This is a genomic window from Microbulbifer sp. MLAF003 (assembly GCF_030012965.1).
GTDB classification, from domain to species: domain Bacteria; phylum Pseudomonadota; class Gammaproteobacteria; order Pseudomonadales; family Cellvibrionaceae; genus Microbulbifer; species Microbulbifer variabilis.
The window spans coordinates 288,023-306,198 of sequence record NZ_CP120232.1; the positions used below are offsets into that span (position 1 = coordinate 288,023).

The 18,176-nt window shown below is 45.1% G+C and carries 12 protein-coding genes; 5 read left to right on the forward strand and 7 right to left on the reverse strand.

What is annotated here, in order from left to right:
- Window positions 1-885: an alpha/beta fold hydrolase gene (locus tag P3339_RS01410; protein WP_282952201.1), complete on the forward strand. Its 885-nt coding sequence runs from the start codon at window positions 1-3 to the stop codon at window positions 883-885.
- A gap of 385 nt (window positions 886-1,270) precedes the next feature.
- On the forward strand, window positions 1,271-3,199 hold the full coding sequence (locus P3339_RS01415) for a VCBS domain-containing protein (protein ID WP_282952202.1): 1,929 nt from the start codon (window positions 1,271-1,273) through the stop codon (window positions 3,197-3,199).
- A gap of 678 nt (window positions 3,200-3,877) precedes the next feature.
- Here the strand turns inward: P3339_RS01415 and P3339_RS01420 are convergent.
- Window positions 3,878-4,648 (reverse strand): DUF2884 family protein, encoded by a 771-nt coding sequence (locus P3339_RS01420; RefSeq protein ID WP_282952203.1) that lies wholly within the window; start codon window positions 4,646-4,648, stop codon window positions 3,878-3,880.
- 210 nt (window positions 4,649-4,858) lie between these two features.
- Here P3339_RS01420 and P3339_RS01425 point away from each other — a divergent pair, with 210 nt between their 5' ends.
- Window positions 4,859-7,252: a zinc-dependent metalloprotease gene (locus P3339_RS01425; RefSeq protein ID WP_282952204.1), complete on the forward strand. Its 2,394-nt coding sequence runs from the start codon at window positions 4,859-4,861 to the stop codon at window positions 7,250-7,252.
- A gap of 75 nt (window positions 7,253-7,327) precedes the next feature.
- On the opposite strand, the gene P3339_RS01430 is transcribed toward P3339_RS01425, so the two are convergent.
- Both P3339_RS01430 and P3339_RS01435 read right to left on the reverse strand, forming a co-directional pair.
- Window positions 7,328-8,152 carry a transglutaminase domain-containing protein gene (locus tag P3339_RS01430; RefSeq protein ID WP_020414181.1) on the reverse strand — a complete coding sequence of 275 codons (825 nt, stop codon included), beginning with the start codon at window positions 8,150-8,152 and terminating at the stop codon, window positions 7,328-7,330.
- A gap of 11 nt (window positions 8,153-8,163) precedes the next feature.
- Window positions 8,164-8,394: a DUF350 domain-containing protein gene (locus P3339_RS01435; protein WP_143730198.1), complete on the reverse strand. Its 231-nt coding sequence runs from the start codon at window positions 8,392-8,394 to the stop codon at window positions 8,164-8,166.
- Between the two features lie 356 nt (window positions 8,395-8,750).
- Here P3339_RS01435 and P3339_RS01440 point away from each other — a divergent pair, with 356 nt between their 5' ends.
- The gene (locus P3339_RS01440) at window positions 8,751-9,452 is read left to right on the forward strand and encodes an SPFH domain-containing protein (protein WP_282952205.1); all 702 of its coding nucleotides are present in this window, start codon (window positions 8,751-8,753) and stop codon (window positions 9,450-9,452) included.
- Between the two features lie 142 nt (window positions 9,453-9,594).
- Here the strand turns inward: P3339_RS01440 and P3339_RS01445 are convergent, their stop codons facing one another.
- Window positions 9,595-9,888, reverse strand: coding sequence for a putative quinol monooxygenase (locus tag P3339_RS01445; RefSeq protein WP_020414184.1), 294 nt, complete (start codon window positions 9,886-9,888; stop codon window positions 9,595-9,597).
- A gap of 231 nt (window positions 9,889-10,119) precedes the next feature.
- Here P3339_RS01445 and P3339_RS01450 point away from each other — a divergent pair, with 231 nt between their 5' ends.
- Window positions 10,120-11,073: a LysR family transcriptional regulator gene (locus P3339_RS01450; RefSeq protein ID WP_282952206.1), complete on the forward strand. Its 954-nt coding sequence runs from the start codon at window positions 10,120-10,122 to the stop codon at window positions 11,071-11,073.
- Window positions 11,074-11,164: 91 nt separating this feature from the next.
- Here P3339_RS01450 and P3339_RS01455 read toward each other — a convergent pair whose 3' ends face one another.
- The 3 genes from P3339_RS01455 to P3339_RS01465 form a co-directional block, all read right to left on the reverse strand.
- Window positions 11,165-12,670 carry a S8 family serine peptidase gene (locus P3339_RS01455; RefSeq protein WP_282952207.1) on the reverse strand — a complete coding sequence of 502 codons (1,506 nt, stop codon included), beginning with the start codon at window positions 12,668-12,670 and terminating at the stop codon, window positions 11,165-11,167.
- A gap of 640 nt (window positions 12,671-13,310) precedes the next feature.
- Window positions 13,311-14,813, reverse strand: coding sequence for a S8 family serine peptidase (locus tag P3339_RS01460; RefSeq protein ID WP_282952208.1), 1,503 nt, complete (start codon window positions 14,811-14,813; stop codon window positions 13,311-13,313).
- A 333-nt stretch (window positions 14,814-15,146) separates the two neighbouring features.
- The gene (locus P3339_RS01465; RefSeq protein WP_282952209.1) at window positions 15,147-17,954 is read right to left on the reverse strand and encodes a M16 family metallopeptidase; all 2,808 of its coding nucleotides are present in this window, start codon (window positions 17,952-17,954) and stop codon (window positions 15,147-15,149) included.
- Between the last annotated feature and the right edge of the window lie 222 nt (window positions 17,955-18,176).

Genomic DNA, 18,176 nt, shown 5'->3' on the forward strand with positions numbered 1-18,176 from the left:
ATGGCATTTTTTAGTCCCAGCCTGAGCCGAAATGAGTTATCCGAATACTCCTTTAATCAGTTATCAATGGAAAATGGATTCTCAGTAAATTATCGAGAAATAGGACCAGAGGGACATCCGGTACTTTTATGCTTTCACGGTGGTGGGGATTCGCTTAGTGCCTGGAATGATTGGGTTAAGATTCTCTCTGAAGATTATCATTTAATTCTGGTGGACTTACCCGGACACGGCTTGACTGACCCTCTTCCGGGCGGAACTTATACACCAAAGCATTTTGCTGATTTTATTGCGAAATTTATCGAGGCAATGAAACTCGAGAAGTTCGTGATGATTGGTCACTCGTTCGGAGGCAATAGTGTTTTACGTTATCTGATCGAACATCCAGACACTGTTGAGGCTGCAATCCTTGTGTCGCCTGGAGGCTATAGGTGTGATAAGGGACTGGAGATGCCAACCGGTATGGCTCGTTTTGTTATCAGTCACTGGGGGCGACACTTGGTTTCACATCTGGGTAGCCGTGGTCTGATACGTAGAATACTGCACTCCAAGATGTTTTACGATCCGCACGCTTTGTCAGAGACATTGGTAGAGCGCATATACCTACTTTCCCGTTATGAAAAAAACCGGGGAACAGCTCTTAATTTGGTGGCTAATGCCAGTGTAAATTTTCAACCGCTTAATGGTCTTGAAAATATAAAAACTCCCACTCTATTCATTTGGGGCGCAGATGATCAAATTATTCCCTTGGAAGTGGGTCGTTATTTTTCAGACAAAATACCTGGCAGCCAATTGATAACTTATGAAAATATCGGGCATATGGCCCATGTTGAAAATGCAAAAATCAGTGCCGATGATACAATTAAATTTATTAAAGGGTTGCAATGATTTGTGTTGAATTAGAAACCAACTAAAAATTCAGTGGATGCCTGTCTTGAGTTCATTTTTTATTTTGATGGTAGATTGAAATCGTATTTGGGTTGTTTGTCTAATAGAGGCCAGTAAACATCTGATCTGTTGAGTATAAATTGCTTTTAATATTCATGTAGTTAACTTTAAGGTGAGCGCTTTGTTTGCTTTTTGAAAATCAAGTCCTGATAAGAATAAATGAATAAAAAATTATATTTTCATTAATTAAACAGCTTTCTGCACGATCAGATGGTTTCTGATTAGGCTGCTATAAAATATATGCCATGCTTCACAGAATGCCGAAAACGCCCCTCTATAATTCGCCCCAATTTTCTAAAAAGTACAACATGTTATTGGGGCTGACATGAATGATTCCTTCAAGCTAATAACAGCTATCTGTTTGTCCGTTCTCTTGACTGCCTGCGGGGGCGGCGGAGGCGGTTCTGATAGTGAGAAAGATAATAATCCTGGCATCATTGATAATAATGGTGGTGGCATGCCTGATCCTGATCCTGATCCTGATCCTGATCCTGATCCTGATCCTGATCCTGATCCTGATCCTGATCCTGATCCTGATCCTGATCCTGATCCTGATCCTGATCCTGATCCCGATCCCGATCCCGATCCCGATCCCGATCCCGATCCCGATCCCGATCCCGATCCCGATCCCATTAGTGGTGGTGAAGGTAGCGTTAGCGAGGATAATGAGACTTCTACCTCTGGCAAGTTGATTGATAGTGTTGATGCCGAGCAAACTTTTGAAAAGCTTAATGAATGGGGAAAATACGGTCTGCTTGATGTTTCTCTTGATGGTACCTGGAGCTATACCCTGGATGCGGGCCTGGCTGACCCCTTGAGTGCTGATGAATTGGCAATTGATGAATTTATGGTTGGTGTTGGAACAGGTGATGACATTACATTAATTACTATTCAGGTGACAGGTGCTGATGATGTTTACACTTTTAGCCCCGAATCCCCTCTTGCTACTCTGATCGTGGGGAGCAGTGCAGATGCCAAGGGTACTCTGACAATCATAGATGTCGACGGCAATACCCCGGGATTTGTTGAGAGTAGCAGTGCTGGGAATTACGGTGATTTTAGGATTACCGGTGTTGGTGATTGGGAATATACCCTAAATGACAAAGCACATAGTCTCAGTGCGGGGGATGCAGTCACAGATACCATCACTTTCACATTAACTGATGGTGCAGAACAATCCGTTGTTTTTTCTGTTGTTACTGTTGATCCTAATGGCAATGGATCCTTTGAGTTCTCAGTGGAACAGAAGCGTGTAATGCTGGATACCCATAATGAGTATCGTGAGAGATGTGCTAAGGGTGAGGCCGGTGAGGGGGACAATGCCCCCAAAAGCGCCGGTAATATGCAGACTCTTTTCTGGGATAATGCCTTGGCTAAAGTGGCGAAAGAAAGAGCATCAGCTTGTTACTTTGGTCACTTAAATGGAGCTGCTGGTATTCGAGAGGCTTTTGAGAAAGTTAAAGACGAAGTTTCTTTCGTTCTTCCTGTTGGTAATATTGCAATTGGAGAAAATGTTTCAATTTACATATCTAACCCACCAGCGTCGCAATATGATGCTGACCATTGGGGCGGATCAGTTAAATCCTGGTATGCTGAAAGCCACGCTTATGACTGGGATGCGATGCGATGTCACGATGACACCTGCGGGCATTGGGCCCAAGTATGTCATGGGGAAACTCGTTATGTAGGCTGTGCTGTGGCAGAGTGCGATAGTGTTATAGGCTCCAATAACCCTGCCTACAATGATGGCGCACATGTTTTAGTCTGTAATTATTTCCCTGCGTTGAATCAGGCTGAGATACCTTTCACTGATAACTATGGTTTTGATACTTGTAGAACCTGTATTAATTATGATATTCCTTTCTGTGTTGACAATATGTGTACTGGTGGAAAGTCAACAAACTGGAATGCCTCGAAAAAGAGAGATAAGTATGTTGATCAATGTACCGACGGCTTAGGTAGGGATATAGTACCCTGTACTTTTGGTAACCATCCACCGCCCGCTCAAGTTACAGGGTTTAAATATACAGTTTCTGATAAGCAGGTAAAATTATCCTGGAATGAAACCATCAAAAATGGTGGCGTACTTCACTATAAGATCTTTCGTGGCGAGGAGCTTATAGATAAAACACGTCAATTATCCTATAAGGATTCTGATGTGGAGCAGGGTGCTAATTATCGATATAAAATTATTGCGATAGACCATGCTGGTCAAGAAGGCTTACCCGCCTATTTAGATGTAAGTGCTAATTAAAATTAGTAAAGAGTAAAAATAATTTGATTTGAGAGCTGGGGGAAGCCAATATGTGGTCGAGTTCAAGCTCTCAATTCATGATTGATTGGAAATTATACTAGCCGAATATTGTTTGTGCCTTTTTACTGTGGAATCCTGAATCAAGACTTTCTTATAAATTCTACTGGATAAAAATTACTTTACTATAGGGTATTGGCTGCTTGTTGTATAAGAAACTATTTTTGATTCTAATGAATTATTCAATGTGTATCTATTTGCAGAATATTCGACTTTCTGATTTCTTATCATAACCCACTTTAATCGTTTGCAAGATTTTGAAGCTTTCAATCGAGTTGGTATTTGGCTAAAAAATCCCTTTTTTACTTACATTAACTTTTCCCTATGGCTGAGAATAGCTGCCGAGAAAGCGTACACTGGTAACTGTTGCAGTTTTAAAGCCTTGCTAGCTAAAATATCTTTAGTACCCCTAATTTTCACCACCTCTTGAAATGAAAATTCGCTAGCTAAAGAACAAGAATATTAGTTGGGCTAAGGTTATGAGGCTTTTGGGGTTATATTTTGAAATATAATTTCAATTGCTTTATCACTTGATAAGGGTTAGCTTTCCTTTAAAAGGCAATCGATAGGATTTGTAATAGATAAAAAAGGCCGCAGAGCGGCCCAGTTGGGGGATGGAGCTTATTTTGTCTGCACCAAATCGTAGTTACTTAGAGCTGGGATAGCTTTATGTATTTCTGTCTCTAATTGATCGATAGTCTCCAGTGACGTGCAAAGTTGTTCTGCTTTGTGCTCAATCACATCTGCACGCTGTTCTACCATTCGTTCTGCGTCTTTTGTCACTTGTTCTTCGATGCTATGACCCCCGGTAAATACCGCTTTCAGGGCATGCCAGGCAATGGTTCCAGCGGACTCCTTGGCCAATCGTTCTATACGAGGTTCAAATTCCGTTGAAATAGTCTCGTCGACAAAATTTCCGATTTCGGAAGCTCCCAGCTGGTATATTTCTCCTTCGCGGTTTAAGCGCTCTTCGGTACGCTGCAACAGGTCTGCAGAAAACTGCTGGAGTTCCAGGGTATCCGGGTGATCTGGGCCTGCTAGGGCGGTAATTGCGATGGATAAGCCATTCATGGCGATATCTACCGCCTCCAGGGTAATCAACAGGGTATCACGCCCGGCCACATGCAACTGTTGCCGGTATTCCTGCATCAGGAGTTGCTGCTGGGGAGTGAGAGAGGTTTGATTGCCATCCACCAGAAGCCGATCTGGAGAGTTGAAGTACACCAGCTGCTGGTCGTCATCCTCCGGCGTCACTATAAAGAAATCTGGGCCGACACTTACTGAGTAGTCCAGTGATACATTGCAGTCATCGGTATGGATTTCAATTTTGTCATGCGCCTGGGCAGCTGTGCCCAGACCGATAAGAGCCGAGATTGCGAGCGGTTTCCACATATCAAGTGCCTCTGTTATTTAACCTTTCACCCTTTGACGCTGCTTCTGTGGGGAACAGATGCGGTAAGCTGAAAAAATTATCTGATTGATTTTCAAGCGATATTGGGAGTTATCGCTTTGGAATTAAGTGATAACCTTGCCGGCGGTCCAGGTGTCCGCTGTGTCGCCGCAGAGGCACGCTATAAAATTCAATAAAAATGGGGGTAGGAAATGTCGTTAGGTAGGCTCTTGGTGGCATTGTATCTGGTGTTGTGTGGCACAACTGTACAGGCGAAGGATATTGTCGATTACACAGCGGATATGCGTAAATACGGTGGATATCATGACTTCTATTGGGATGTAAGTACTGGTCGTGTACTGTTACAAGTGGAGGAGTTTGAGCGCGAGTTTTTACTCCTCACTGGCTTGGCCCAGGGGCTTGGTTCGAACCCGGTAGGACTGGATCGCAACCAGATTGGCGAGAGCCGCCTGGTAAAATTCCAGCGAGTTGGCAACAAGGTGCTGCTGCACCAGCTAAATGCCCGCTATCGTGCCACCTCTAGTAATCCTGCCGAGCGTCGTGCAGTGGAGGAGGCTTTTGCCTCCTCGGTGCTGTGGGGCTTTGAGGTGATGGCACAGGGCAGTGATGGTGTTCTGATTGACTTTACCCCTTTCCTGCTGAGCGATCAGCATGGTATTGCTGTGCGCCTCCGGCAGGCTGAGCAGGGTAATTACTCTGTGGATAAGTCAAAGTCCGCCGTTTACCTTCCGCGCACAAAGAATTTTCCCAAAAACAGCGAATTTGAAGTGCAGCTGACTTTTACCGGTGCCAAACCAGGTAAATATCTGCGCGAAGTGGTACCAACTCCAACCCTGGTAACCCTGCGCCAACATATTTCGTTGATTGAATTGCCGGACAAGAAATACCAACCTCGCCAATTCCATAGCCGTAGTGGCTACTTTCCCTTTGCATATCGGGATTACGCCAGCGCTATTGACCAACCCTTGGACCAGCGCTTTATCTATCGTCATCGCCTGGAGAAGAAGCCGGGTAGTAATGAGGTAGTCGAACCGATTGTGTACTACGTGGATTCGGGGGTGCCAGAGCCCGTGCGCAGTGCTCTCGTCGAAGGTGCGAGCTGGTGGAATCAGGCCTTTACCGCGGCGGGCTATAAAGATGCTTTCCGGGTCGAGATTTTGCCCGAGGATGTAGATCCGTTGGATGTACGCTACAACGTCATCAATTGGGTGCACCGCTCTACCCGAGGCTGGTCTTATGGGTACTCGGTTTTTGATCCTCGTAGCGGAGAGATTCTCAAAGGCAATGTCACCCTGGGCTCTTTGCGTGTGCGCCAGGACTTCCTGATAGCCCAGGGGTTACTGCAACCCTATGTCGGCGAATCTGCAGATACGGAGGCCCTCAAGGCCATGGCTCTGGCGCGTATACGTCAGTTGTCTGCCCACGAGGTTGGCCATACGCTGGGTTTGGCTCACAACTTTGCTGCCAGCACTAAGGGGCGTGCATCGGTGATGGACTACCCGGCACCATTGGTGTCTCTGGTACACACTGATATGGATTTGGATAAGGCTTATGCCACTGGAATCGGTGTTTGGGATAAGCTGGCAGTTCGCTATGGTTATGGCACTGGCAAAGATGAACAGGAGTTCCTGGATTCAGTGATCCGAGAGGCGAAGGAGCAAAAATTGCGCTTTATTTCAGATCCGGATTCCCGTGCAATCAACAATGCGCATGCGGTATCCCATCTTTGGGATAATGGTAATGATCCACTGGTTGAGTTTGACCGTATGGTGGAGTTGCGCCGCCATGCCCTGAACAACTTTTCTACTGCAGCCAATCCGAAATCTGCTCCCCGCTCTGATCTGGAGGAAACACTGGTGCCGGTTTATTACGGGCATCGCTATCAGGCAGAAGCCGTGGGTAAATTGATTGGTGGTCTGGATTACGATTACCTCTATAACGATGCTGAACAAAATAGCTATACCCTGGTGCCGGCAGAGCGTCAGCAGCAGGCTATTGATACTTTACTGGGGACTCTCTCCCCTGAGTTCCTGGCATTGCCGGAGCAGGTATTACAATTAATTCCGCCCAAATCTTATGGCTATGAGCGCACTGCGGAGAGCTTCCCTTCTTATACCGGTGTTGCCTTTGATACGGTGGCACTCGGTGAAGCGGCAGCTGGCCATACCCTCTCAATTCTTATGGATCCTCAGCGGGCTGCGCGAATGAATCAGCAAAGCGCCCGTAGCAGCGAAATTCCAGGCTTTACACAGGTGTTGAATCAGCTCACTTCTATGGCACTGCAGAGTGAGCAGTATTCGGGCCTGCAGGCAGTTATTCACCAGCGAGTGAACCATGTCTATATACAGCGCTTAATGTTGCTTGCCAGTGACAGGAAAGCAGCCGAATCTGTGCGGGCCAAGGCCCAGCTTGAGCTGGCCACTTTTCAGCAGGCTCTGGGTCAGAAAAAGCTCTTTGGTGAGGATCCGCAAGGATACAGTGCCCACTACTATTTCCAGGCAAAACGTATCGAGGCTTTTATGCGTGGTGAGCTGGAAGTAAAAGCCGAAGATATCAAGGCGATGCCACCGGGTTCGCCAATTTAATTGAGATAGTGGGAAATAAAAAAGTGTTTGAAAAAGCCCCCCAATACTCATTGGGGGGCTTTTATTTCTCACTTCTCAACTACGTACAAACTGAGATTTCCTGATCCAGTGATTGCCGCGATATTTTCGGGTGGGGGCTGTGGTTTTCTTTGCCCAGAAGAAGTTGCGGTTGAATTGAAATTCCACTTCATAACCTTCCGCCAAAGCAGCCAATGGCATTGCCTGCCAGCTGGTCTGACGGCGCTTGCTGGTTGCCTCCAGTAGATACTCCTGACCATCTACGATGGCAACCACCCAGGCATGCCCCTGGCCATTGTGGGTACCCAGCGCTACCCTTGCATCCACACCCAATTCAATCAGCCAGTCGGCGAGTAAAATGGCATGGTCTTCACAGTCTCCGCGTTTCTGGTAATAGGCCTGGCGGGATGTCTGCCAGATATCAGACAGTCCGGCGTATTGTTGATGGTCATACTGGTATTGTTTATTCATAGCCAGCGTATACAGGGGTACCCATAGTTGTCGGGTTTTAAAGGGTTTAAAACCCACGAGGTAGCTGTTGGCAAAGTGGTGTTGCTGATCCAGGCCCCTGGCTGATGCAGTTACCGCTTCGAGTCCCTGCCAGTTCCAAATGGAAACATGGGCGCTTTCTTCCAGTGTTCGCCTGGCGACTACTTTCTGGATTGTCTCTTCTGCCAGCGGGTAGCTGGTCCCAGTAACCTTTACAACCCCATACTGGCGATCCTCAATAAGGCTGGTATTTACACCATAAGTTCTACCATTAGAGGCAAGTGGCTCACCTGGAACACCTTTTATCTTCTGGCCCTGCACTGTATTGCGTAACACCTCCGGCAACATTAACAGTGTTGAAACAATCAATAGCGGAGCTATCCACTTGCGCATGGAGCTTCCTCCTACCCTTTCAGGCCAAAGGAGATGATGATGGCCACAAAGATTAAAATTGTAGAAGCGAAAATGGATACAGCGATATTACCATTCTTGAGTTCACCCTCTATATCTACGGTGCGCAAGAGCTTCTTATCGATAGTAATTAGAGCGGCAATGCCGATAAATAGCGCGAGTAAGGTGTAGATCAGATTTATGCCAAGATTAAAAAAAGTGGCAGTGATAAATTCCAGCTGCATTTGCCCACCAAGTAAACAGTATTTTTTATAGCGTACCAAATCAAAATGGGACTGACCCATATTTCATATTGAGGGATAATATCATATTTTTGTCTTCTAGTGCGTCTTGCTGTTTTTATCTGATTGCAATATCTTAATTATTTTGTTGATGTGTTTTTGGAATAAATATGCGTTACTTATCTGTACTGGGACTAATAGCATCATTGCTGCTTCTGGCGGCATGCGCGGATCGAGTTGAGGTACCTCCAGCACATGTGGGTAAAATTCTTACTAAGAATGGTTATAAACCAGAGGTGGTACCCCCTTCCAAGTTTCGCTTAGATATTTGCATTTTTTACTGCGACAGGCTTGTCACCATGACAATTGCAGATTTTGGGCATGTGGAAAAATTCAAGGTTTTTATGCCCAAAGATCAACTCAATATGAGCTTTGATATCCGCATGACCGGGGCTATTAATAATGCAGCGATTGATCATGTTTTTGATCGAATTCCACCAGTGAATGGCAACATTTCAGTTAACCATGTATATGGTACCTATGCCCAACCGGTAATTAGAGATGTGATACGTGCAGTTGTAGCCAAGTACTCTATTAATGAGATCGCTTCCAGCCGGGAATCTCTCAGCCACGAGCTTTTCAATGAAGTCTCTAAAGCATTGGAGGGCACTCCAATTGTCGTTAAACGCCTAGGTATTGCTGATGTACAGTTTCCCAAAGTGATTACCCAAGCCAAGGAGCGAGCAGCAGAACGACGTGAATTGATTGAGCAGGAGAAGGCTCAGTTTGAGATCCAGAAGATCCAAATGGAGCGGGATTTGGAGCGAGAGAAAATGAATCGAGCTATTGCCCGCGAGAAGGCGATCGGACAGAAAGAAGTAAATGATTTATTGGCTAAGTCAGTGACTGATAAATATCTCTCCTATCGGACCCTGGAGGTCCTGGATAAGATGGCGGCATCCAACAACAAGGTTTTCTTGCCGGTTGAAGCCCTGGGAACGATTGGGTTACAGCATGCTGTATTTAGTGATCAGGTAAAGCGGGTGGCAGGAAATAAGTGATCTGGTAATTAGCTAATTAATTATGATTGGCTCTCTATCAGTTGGCACGAGTTAAGCCTCAAAGTTGCTCTAAGAGTATAGATAAAAGATTGTAAAAGTGGCACCAAGTTATTCTCGGTGCCATATATTCTGAAGTTTTTTGTTAATTATCTATTTCTGTCATTTCATTCAGGGTAAATTCTTCTACAGCACCTTTTGTGGCAGCCATATACTCCTGTAAGTGGGTATTGTTCATATGGGTTTGCCACAGATCGCGGCTTTGCCAGTTTTCATAAAAAAGAAAATGAGCAGGATTGTCGTTATCCTGGTGTAAATTGTAATTTACACAACCTTCTTCTGTTCGTGTGGTATTGATCAGCTTTAAAAGCTCAGATTTTACCAGGTCAACCTGATCAGCTTTGGCTTTAATATTGGCAACTATTGTTAGTCTGCTCATGATGTAGCTCCGAAATCCTCTTGATATAAAATTTATAATGATTGCTTGCTTAAGTGCAGCCCCATCTTTATCAATCGTTTTTACCTGATATCAATACAAATACCTCTTCAGAGACCTTGTTTTGCCTCGGACTACTACGGCTGTATTGATGAAGTGAGTGTATTTTAGAAGTAGCTTTACTCTTTGAAAACGCTACAATCTTTGAATCTTTATCAAAAAATAATTGATAATATGCTGATTGAAGACTTAAAAGTCATACTTAAAGTAGCTGAATTTCGCAGTATTACAGCCGCTGCGGCAAGCCTCGATATGCGTACGGCAACGGCGAGCGCAGCAGTTAAGCGTGTCGAGAATGCCCTGGGGGCAGACTTGTTTATTCGGACGACCCGGCAGCTGAGGCTTTCGGGCGCAGGAGAGCGCTTTATTCCGAAGTGTGAGGAAGCATTGTTGATGCTTGATCTGGCCAAACAAGATCTAAAGGAGGGCAGTGCGGAAGTTAGCGGTGACCTGCGCATTGGTGTTTCCTCGGATTTTGGGCGTAATCTGGTTTCGCCCTGGCTTGATGAATTTCAGGACAAGCACCCGGGGATAAACTTGAAAGTGAATATCAGCGATAGCCAAGTGGACTTTTATCGTGACCCTGTGGATATCGCCCTGCGTTATGGACCACCGGGGGATGCAAACCTTTATGGTTTCAAAATTTGTGATGTGCCGCGCTTACTGTGTGCAGCTCCCAATTATTTGGACCGGCAGAGTATCCCTAAGCATCCCCGGGAGCTTACTAGCCATAATGGTCTTTTCTATCAATTACACGGGATCATTCATAATAAATGGGAGTTTTCTCATAAAGAAAAGATATTCAAGGTACAAATGAGCGGTAATTGCTCTTCCAATGATGGGGATTTGGTTCGCCGCTGGTGTGTAGCGGGTAAGGGGCTGGCGATAAAATCCTGCCTGGATATGTCTTCAGATTTACTGGATGGAAAAGTGGTCCCTTTGATGGCCAACTATTTACCTAAGTCTACCGAATTATGGCTTGTTTGCCCCGGCAGGCAATCAATTACACCTGCAGTTCGTATTATTAGGGACACCATTCGGGAAAAATGTATTGGGATTTTGTTGCAGCTGGTTAGTAAAAAAATTCTATCGGAAGGGGCTGTTAAAAATATAGATTCAACGTATTAAATAATAGGGTTTTTCTAGAGTTGAAATTATTGCTGGTCTGTTAGAGAGAGGGCTGCCCCTCTCTCCAATTTCCTGAGCTTATTGCTTTAAGCTAGATTGCACCAGTACAGCCATTCGTTGCCAAGTAGTCGTAAGCCGCCTTGGCTTGTACTAATCCATAGCCATAAGCATTATCGCGACCGGAGTCCCCCAGATCTTCTGCAGTTGCAGTCAGGGCTGTACGTATCTCGGTATTACTACAGCTGGGAAAGTGGCTCCAAACAAGAGCGGCAACACCCGCAACGTGAGGAGTTGCCATTGAAGTGCCATTGAAGTACTCGTAATCACTGGCTTGGTTAGCCAAACTAGCGCTGGCTCCGAGTTGTCCCAGTAGGGCGTTGCCATCGCTATCAGAGATGCCTATAGATGGGATGTTAGTGACGGTTTCACCCAGAGTTGCGCTGGAGAGTAAACCGGCTTCATTATTGTAGATCACCGCGGCAATACCACCGCCGGCCTCACAGTTCAATACTTTGTCTGCAAAACTGATATTACCGCGCTCAATCAAACATATCTTACCTGAAGCGCTATTACAGGCAGATTCACCGGTGTCGCAATTTTCGAGTGCACCTGTAATATCGCCCAAGGGGGAGCCTGAAATAGGTGCAGCCTCGATCTCAACACCTGCCACGTTCAAAGAGGAGGCTCTTCCGGTGCCGGTCGGAACTGAAGAGAGGACCTGTACTCCAGGTGCGGAGAGCTCTACCTGGTTGGTTTGCTGGGATGATGCCCAGATCTCTTTATTGCTGTCGAGTGCGCCAACAGAAACTACAGAATCATAAGAGGCAGGGTAGGAGTGCTGCGTATTTCCGTCATTGCCCGCTGCTGCAACAGATAAAATACCACGGCTGTTCAGGCTATTGAATGTACGCCTTTCGAAGAAATTAAATCGCTCTCCACCAAGGCTCATATTAATAACGTTAGCACCGTTGTCCGCACAAACTTCCGCTGCAGCCATAAGGGAGGATGAATAGGCCCAGCCATCACCACCAAACACTTTGACAATGTGAAGATTGATGTTACTGCTTGGCATGACACCAACAACACCCGTGTCATTATTCATTGCTGCAATAGTGCCGGCGACATGAGTGCCGTGACCACTTTGATCTTCATACCAGTTCCCGGCGCCACTTGGATCGCTACTACCGGTTACTGCATTACCGGAAAGGTCTTCATGCGCTATATCGTAGCCAGAGTCAATGATACAGACGGTTCGGTTGCCGGCTTGGGTATCCCCGAGCTGATCTGCTTGTACCATGGGTATGCCAAAGGGTACTTGCTGGGACATTGGGTACCGTTTGACATCTTCCTCGATGAATTCGATATTTGGGTTTTTTCGCAAGGCTTGCAGTGCTTTCTCAGGAAGGTGTGCTGCCATGGCATTTTGCCTGCGGATATCCAGGGCTTTGCGTCCACCTCGCGCACGCATTTGGGACTTTACTGTTTCACCTTTACCTTGCTTAAAGGTAATAATATAGCGTTTGTCTTCGGCATTCGCGTGATTTGCTATGGACATAGTCAATACACTTGTAGCGACCAGTGATACAATGTTCTTCATTATTTGCTCCTGAATGAGTAATTATTTTAGTTATTTTCTCGATGATTTAATCTGTGTGAGAATTATTTTTATCTTTGGAGGTTCAGAAAAATATTAGTTTTTGGTGAAGTGATTGTATGCCAGCTTATGAATGTATTGCAAAGTGAAAAACTGAATTTGGTTTTCTGGAAAAAATAATTGAGATAGTTGCTGTTTGATTCGTCTAGTCGCTAGCTTTTACTGTTGAGTTAATAAGTGCTTACTTGTTTTTATAATTAATCTCATGATAGATCTTTAGGTGTTGCGGATATCGGTTTTTCATTCGTGGCAATGTTTTGATTCTTATTTTCCAGTCCGTAAGTTTTTTCTATAAAATATAAAGCTTGGTTAAGCATCTATATCTTTCAGTTATAAATGCATTTTATATACTTATGCAAAGAATAGAGGTGTGTTAATTTTTTTGCTAAAAACCATTTTTATTTTTACGTCTGTATCTTATTGACATGTAAGAAAATAGGTTGCTAAGTTTTTGCGTTTTAATGTGGTTGTTTGAAGGTGGCTAATCTCCAAATTTTAAAATTCTTAAACTCTAGAAAATATTTTAACGATCGGAATAGAGGGGGAAGTAGTCCCCCTCTTTTTTTGAGATTTTTAGACGAGATTAAATTGATCCAGCGCAACCATTCGCTTGTAAATAATTATAAGCTGCCTTGGCTTGTACCAAGCCATAGCCATAAGCATTGTCCCGGCCGGACTCACCCAGATCCTCCGCTGTTGCCCATAGCGCGGCACGAATTTCGGAGTTACTACAGCTTGGGAAGTGGCTCCAAACAAGAGCCGCAACACCGGCCACATGGGGAGTTGCCATGGAGGTACCATTAAAATAGGCATAGTCCATCGCTTCGGTTTCGATAGTAGCGCTCGCCCCCAGTTGTGTTAGCAGTGCAGCCCCATCAGCGTCAGAGATTCCCACCGAAGGAATGTGGGTCTCAACTCCTCCATGAGTGCCAAATAGCAGCCCTGGTTCATTGTTGTAGATGACGGCTCCAATACCTCCACCAGCTTCGCAATTAAGGACTTTTTCAGCAAAGCTAATATTGCCGCGCTGAATCAGACAGATTTTACCTGCTGCACTGATGCAAGCTGATTCGGCAGTGCCACAACTCTCTAGCGCGCCGCTGATAGTGGCAATGGGAGTGCCTGTCATAGCTGCAGCTTCTACTTCAACACCAGATACTTCTAGTGAGGCAGCCTGGCCGCTACCTGTAGGAATAGAGGATAAAACCTGTACCCCTGGGCCAGCAAGCTCAACTTGATTGGTCTGTTGGGAAAAACCAGCAATTTGCTTGTTACTGTCGATTGCAGCTACAGAAACTACTGAGCTATAGGATGCCGGGTAGCTATGACGAGTATTTCCATCATTACCTGCAGCAGCAACAGACAAAATGCCGCGTTTGTTGAGGTTGTCAAAGCCACGTCTTTCAAAGAAATTGGGTCTATCGCCGCCTAGGCTCATATTAATAACGTTTGCACCATTCTCTGCACATACCTCTGCGGCGGCGATTAGTGAAGAGGAATAGGCCCAGCCATCAGCCCCAAAAACTTTAACGATATGTAGATTGATATTACTACTAGGTAAAACACCTACAACACCTGAGTCGTTATTCATAGCGGCGATAGTGCCTGCCACATGTGTGCCGTGACCACTCTGGTCTTCGTACCAGTTACCTGTACCTTCGGGATCATTGGTACCATTCACCGCGTTGCCAGAGAGATCCTCGTGAGCCAGGTCGTAGCCTGAGTCAATAATACAGACTGTACGATTACCTGCCTGTAGGTCAGTAAGCTGGTCTGCTTGTACCATAGGAATACCGTAGGGGGTTTCCTGGGATAAAGCATAACGCTTCATGTCTTCCTCAATAAATGCAATATTTGGATTTCTGCGTAGGGCCATTACAGCTTCGGCAGGTAGATGAGCAGCCATGGCATTGTGCCGGTTTAATTCCAAAGCCTTACGGCCGCCATTTTCTTTTACCAGAGACCTAACCGTTTCTTCTTTACCGTCTTTAAATGTGACGATATAGCGTTTTTCTTCGGCTATAGCGGAGGTTGCTAGGGATAAAGCCAGGACGCTGCTGGCAAGTGCTGGAAGGGATTTTTTCATTTGTCACTCCTTTAACAGAATTTATTTTTTTAGTGGAAGGGTAAAATCCTTTAAGGAAGTAAATCCCGCCCCTCCCAGTTATGAAAATAACAACCTTTTCCTATTTGAGAAATAAAAAACAACACTTTCTGAATTTAATTTTCCTTGAAAGTAAAAATTGAGATTTGACGCCAGATTCATTGAGATTTATTTGTTCTAAAACGTTATGTATATTGGCTTATAGGAAGTGGTAACTTATGGGGGAATGGATTGCTTTGAGGTGGGCTGTTAACGCAATCAGACCCCTCTAAATCAGGAGTCTGACTGTCTGAATTAATTTTTAATACTAATTGCTTACTTTAGTTTAGGCATCCCTTCACTATCTAGTTCGGTAATTGGACCAATATCAAGTTCTCGAATACCATTTTCTATCTTTTCCTTGTCTCCAACGATCACCCAGGTAAATTGATCTGGTTTAATTGTTTGCTTGGCAAGGTTATGCACAGATTCAAGGTCTACACCGCGAATTTTAGCTGCATAGCTATCCATGTAATCCAAGGGGCGATCATAAGTAACTATACTAACAATCTCACCAGATACAGCTCTAATAGTTTCAAAGCGCCCGGGTAATTCATTTACCCGCTTGCTTTTAATCTTTTCAAGTTCTTTCTCACGTGCAGGGTTATCGCCGATATAAGCGTAAAGTTCCTTCTGAAGCTCTTTGAGAGACTCGCTGGTTTTGTCAGTTTGGACCGGTGCGTAAACCATCAGTGGTTGCTGCCCCTTAGCGCCAGTCATAAAGGAGTAGGCACCATAGGCCCAGTGCTTGTCTTCACGCAAATTCATGTTGAGACGTGCTGTAAATGTGCCACCAAAGATATCATTCATCACATGCAATGCTTCGCGTTCTGCTATTTTTTCAGAGGGGGCCAATAGGCCACCAATGATAATTGTCTGCTCGGCTCCAGGTTTATCGATAATATAAATACTAGATTTTTCTGGGTGTGCAGTTTGAGATAGATTTTTCTCTGGTAATGGGTTTTCTGGTGCGCGCCAATCAGCAAAGTGCCGCTCCATCTTTTGGGTTAATTCATCCAGAGTAATATCACCCACAACGATCAAAGTGGCATTATCCGGGCGTAACCAGGTTTGATGGTAATTCAATAAGTCATCCCGGTTCAGTGACGTGATCGAATCCTCTGTACCGGAGCCTGTGAGTGGTGCGCTGTAGGCGTGATCTTTACCATAGAGAAGCGGCGGCAGGCTACGTAGAGCCATTTCCATTGGGCGAGTTTTCTCTTGCTGGATAGAAGCAATCCAGCGGGTGCGTTTTCTCTCAATTTCATCATCAGAGAAAGCTGGGTTCAATACTATGTCGGCGAATAAATCCATGGAATCATCAATATTTACTTTTAATGCATTCAAGCGAATAGTTGAAGTGTCGATAGCTGCATATGAGCTAATACGTGCTCCAAGGATTTCCTCTTTTGCACTGATTTCAAGTGCGTTTAGTTTGCCTGTACCCTCTTTTAACATAGACATCGCATAACTTGATGTACCAAGCTTACTACCTTGATCTGCGGCATAGCCGGCATCAAATTGAAGGCGCATGTCTACGACTGGTACTGAGTCACGCTCAGCCAACACTATTTTGAGCCCGTTGGGAAGTTCGGCTGTTTGCAACTTAGGGAATGGGACACTGGGGAAGTCGCCGGTTTCAGGCAACTTGGACCTATCTGCGCCAGTCTCTGCGGTTGTGTATTCAGGGAATGGGTGGACTTCTAAATTGTAGTCGCCACTAGAAAGCCACTTTTGCGCGACAACCTGAACCTGCTGTGGAGTAATTTTTTGTTTTTCTCCCAGTGCTTCTAGGTAGGCATTGGGATTGTTTAAATAGAGTTCACCGCGTGCAAGAATAACTCCTTTGCCACTCCAGCCCCCTATCTGTTCCAAGTTGCGAGCGAAGGATGCGTACTCGCTCATATTAATGCGGGACAGCTCTTCTGGAGTCGGGCCCTCTTTTAAGAAGCGCTGCAACTCTTCATCTATGGCTTTTTCAATTGTTGAGAGCTCTATACCGGGCTTTGCATTTGCAGTAATTGGGAAAATTGAGGACAGTTCAAACTCATGTACCCCAACACTGACATCGGTGGCAATTTGATCTTGGTATACCAATCGTTTATACAGCCGTGAGTTTTTCCCATCACCAAGTACCGCTGCTGCAAGTGCAATTGCATTGGCATCTTCATGAGCAAGGTTAGGTGTATTCCAGACCTTATAGAGTCGCGGTTGAGCAACGCGATCAAACATCTGCTCGCGGCTAGACTGATCTCGTTTAGCGATCCACGCTTTCTTTTTGATTAATGGCGGGCCAGAAGGAATATCACCAAAATATTTACTGGCCTTTTCTTTAGCTGTTTCGACATCAATATCCCCGGCTAATACCAGTACAGTGTTAGCTGCGCCGTAATATTGCTTAAACCATTCATGGACATCATCCAGGGTAGCCGCATTTAGGTCTTCCATAGAGCCGATAGTGGTCCAGGAATAGGGGTGGCCAGCTGGGTATATTGCTTTTTGCATACGTTCCCAAACTTTGCCATAAGGTTGATTTTGCCCTTGGCGTTTTTCGTTTTGAACCACACCGCGCTGTTCGTCAAGTTTTTCCTGGGTGATTACTCCGAGCAAGTGGCCCATACGGTCAGACTCCATCCATAGAGCCATATCCAGGGCATTACTTGGTACTGTTTCAAAGTAGTTGGTACGGTCTAGCCAAGTGGTACCGTTCATACCGGTAGCACCTGCTAGCTCAAAAGGTTTGAAGTATTCGTCGTTGTAATTTTCTGAGCCGTTAAACATTAAATGTTCGAATAGGTGGGCAAAACCGGTGCGCCCGGGTTTTTCATCTTTAGACCCTACATGGTACCAGACACCCACGGATACAATCGGTGCTTTTCGGTCCTCATGAACAATAACGCGCAGGCCATTCGGTAAGGTAAATTTTTCATATTTGATATTTAAGGGGGTAATTGTGCTCTTAGGCTCAGTAATGCTTGACTCAACTTTGGATTGAGCACTTTCATTATTTTTCGGGGCTTCACCACAAGCAGATATCGCAAGTGATAACGCTAAAGGCACACTGTACTTTCGTACAATTTTCATAGAAATTTCCTTGTCGAATCATCCTAAGTGGCTGCCAACAATGGTGGAGAACTAGTGAGATTGGCTGCTCTAGAAATAATAAACCAGAAATTATTATTTATATTTTATTCTGGTGATGATCTTTGGGAGGGGCCAAACCAATTGGTTCACTCCCTACCCCCTGCATATGGCAAGGGGCTTCCGATTAGGATTTTATATCTATTCGAGGGGGAGTTGGCAAAC

Excerpts from the sequence above, each read along its gene's own strand:
- P3339_RS01465 (WP_282952209.1), bottom strand. The coding sequence starts at position 17,954 with ATGAAAATTGTACGAAAGTACAGTGTGCCTTTAGCGTTATCACTTGCG.
- P3339_RS01455 (WP_282952207.1), bottom strand. The coding sequence starts at position 12,670 with ATGAAGAACATTGTATCACTGGTCGCTACAAGTGTATTGACTATGTCC.
- P3339_RS01435 (WP_143730198.1), bottom strand. The coding sequence starts at position 8,394 with ATGCAGCTGGAATTTATCACTGCCACTTTTTTTAATCTTGGCATAAAT.
- P3339_RS01430 (WP_020414181.1), bottom strand. The coding sequence starts at position 8,152 with ATGCGCAAGTGGATAGCTCCGCTATTGATTGTTTCAACACTGTTAATG.
- P3339_RS01420 (WP_282952203.1), bottom strand. The coding sequence starts at position 4,648 with ATGTGGAAACCGCTCGCAATCTCGGCTCTTATCGGTCTGGGCACAGCT.
- P3339_RS01445 (WP_020414184.1), bottom strand. The coding sequence starts at position 9,888 with ATGAGCAGACTAACAATAGTTGCCAATATTAAAGCCAAAGCTGATCAG.
- P3339_RS01460 (WP_282952208.1), bottom strand. The coding sequence starts at position 14,813 with ATGAAAAAATCCCTTCCAGCACTTGCCAGCAGCGTCCTGGCTTTATCC.
- P3339_RS01425 (WP_282952204.1), top strand. The coding sequence starts at position 4,859 with ATGTCGTTAGGTAGGCTCTTGGTGGCATTGTATCTGGTGTTGTGTGGC.
- P3339_RS01415 (WP_282952202.1), top strand. The coding sequence starts at position 1,271 with ATGAATGATTCCTTCAAGCTAATAACAGCTATCTGTTTGTCCGTTCTC.
- P3339_RS01450 (WP_282952206.1), top strand. The coding sequence starts at position 10,120 with ATGCTGATTGAAGACTTAAAAGTCATACTTAAAGTAGCTGAATTTCGC.
- P3339_RS01440 (WP_282952205.1), top strand. The coding sequence starts at position 8,751 with ATGACAATTGCAGATTTTGGGCATGTGGAAAAATTCAAGGTTTTTATG.
- P3339_RS01410 (WP_282952201.1), top strand. The coding sequence starts at position 1 with ATGGCATTTTTTAGTCCCAGCCTGAGCCGAAATGAGTTATCCGAATAC.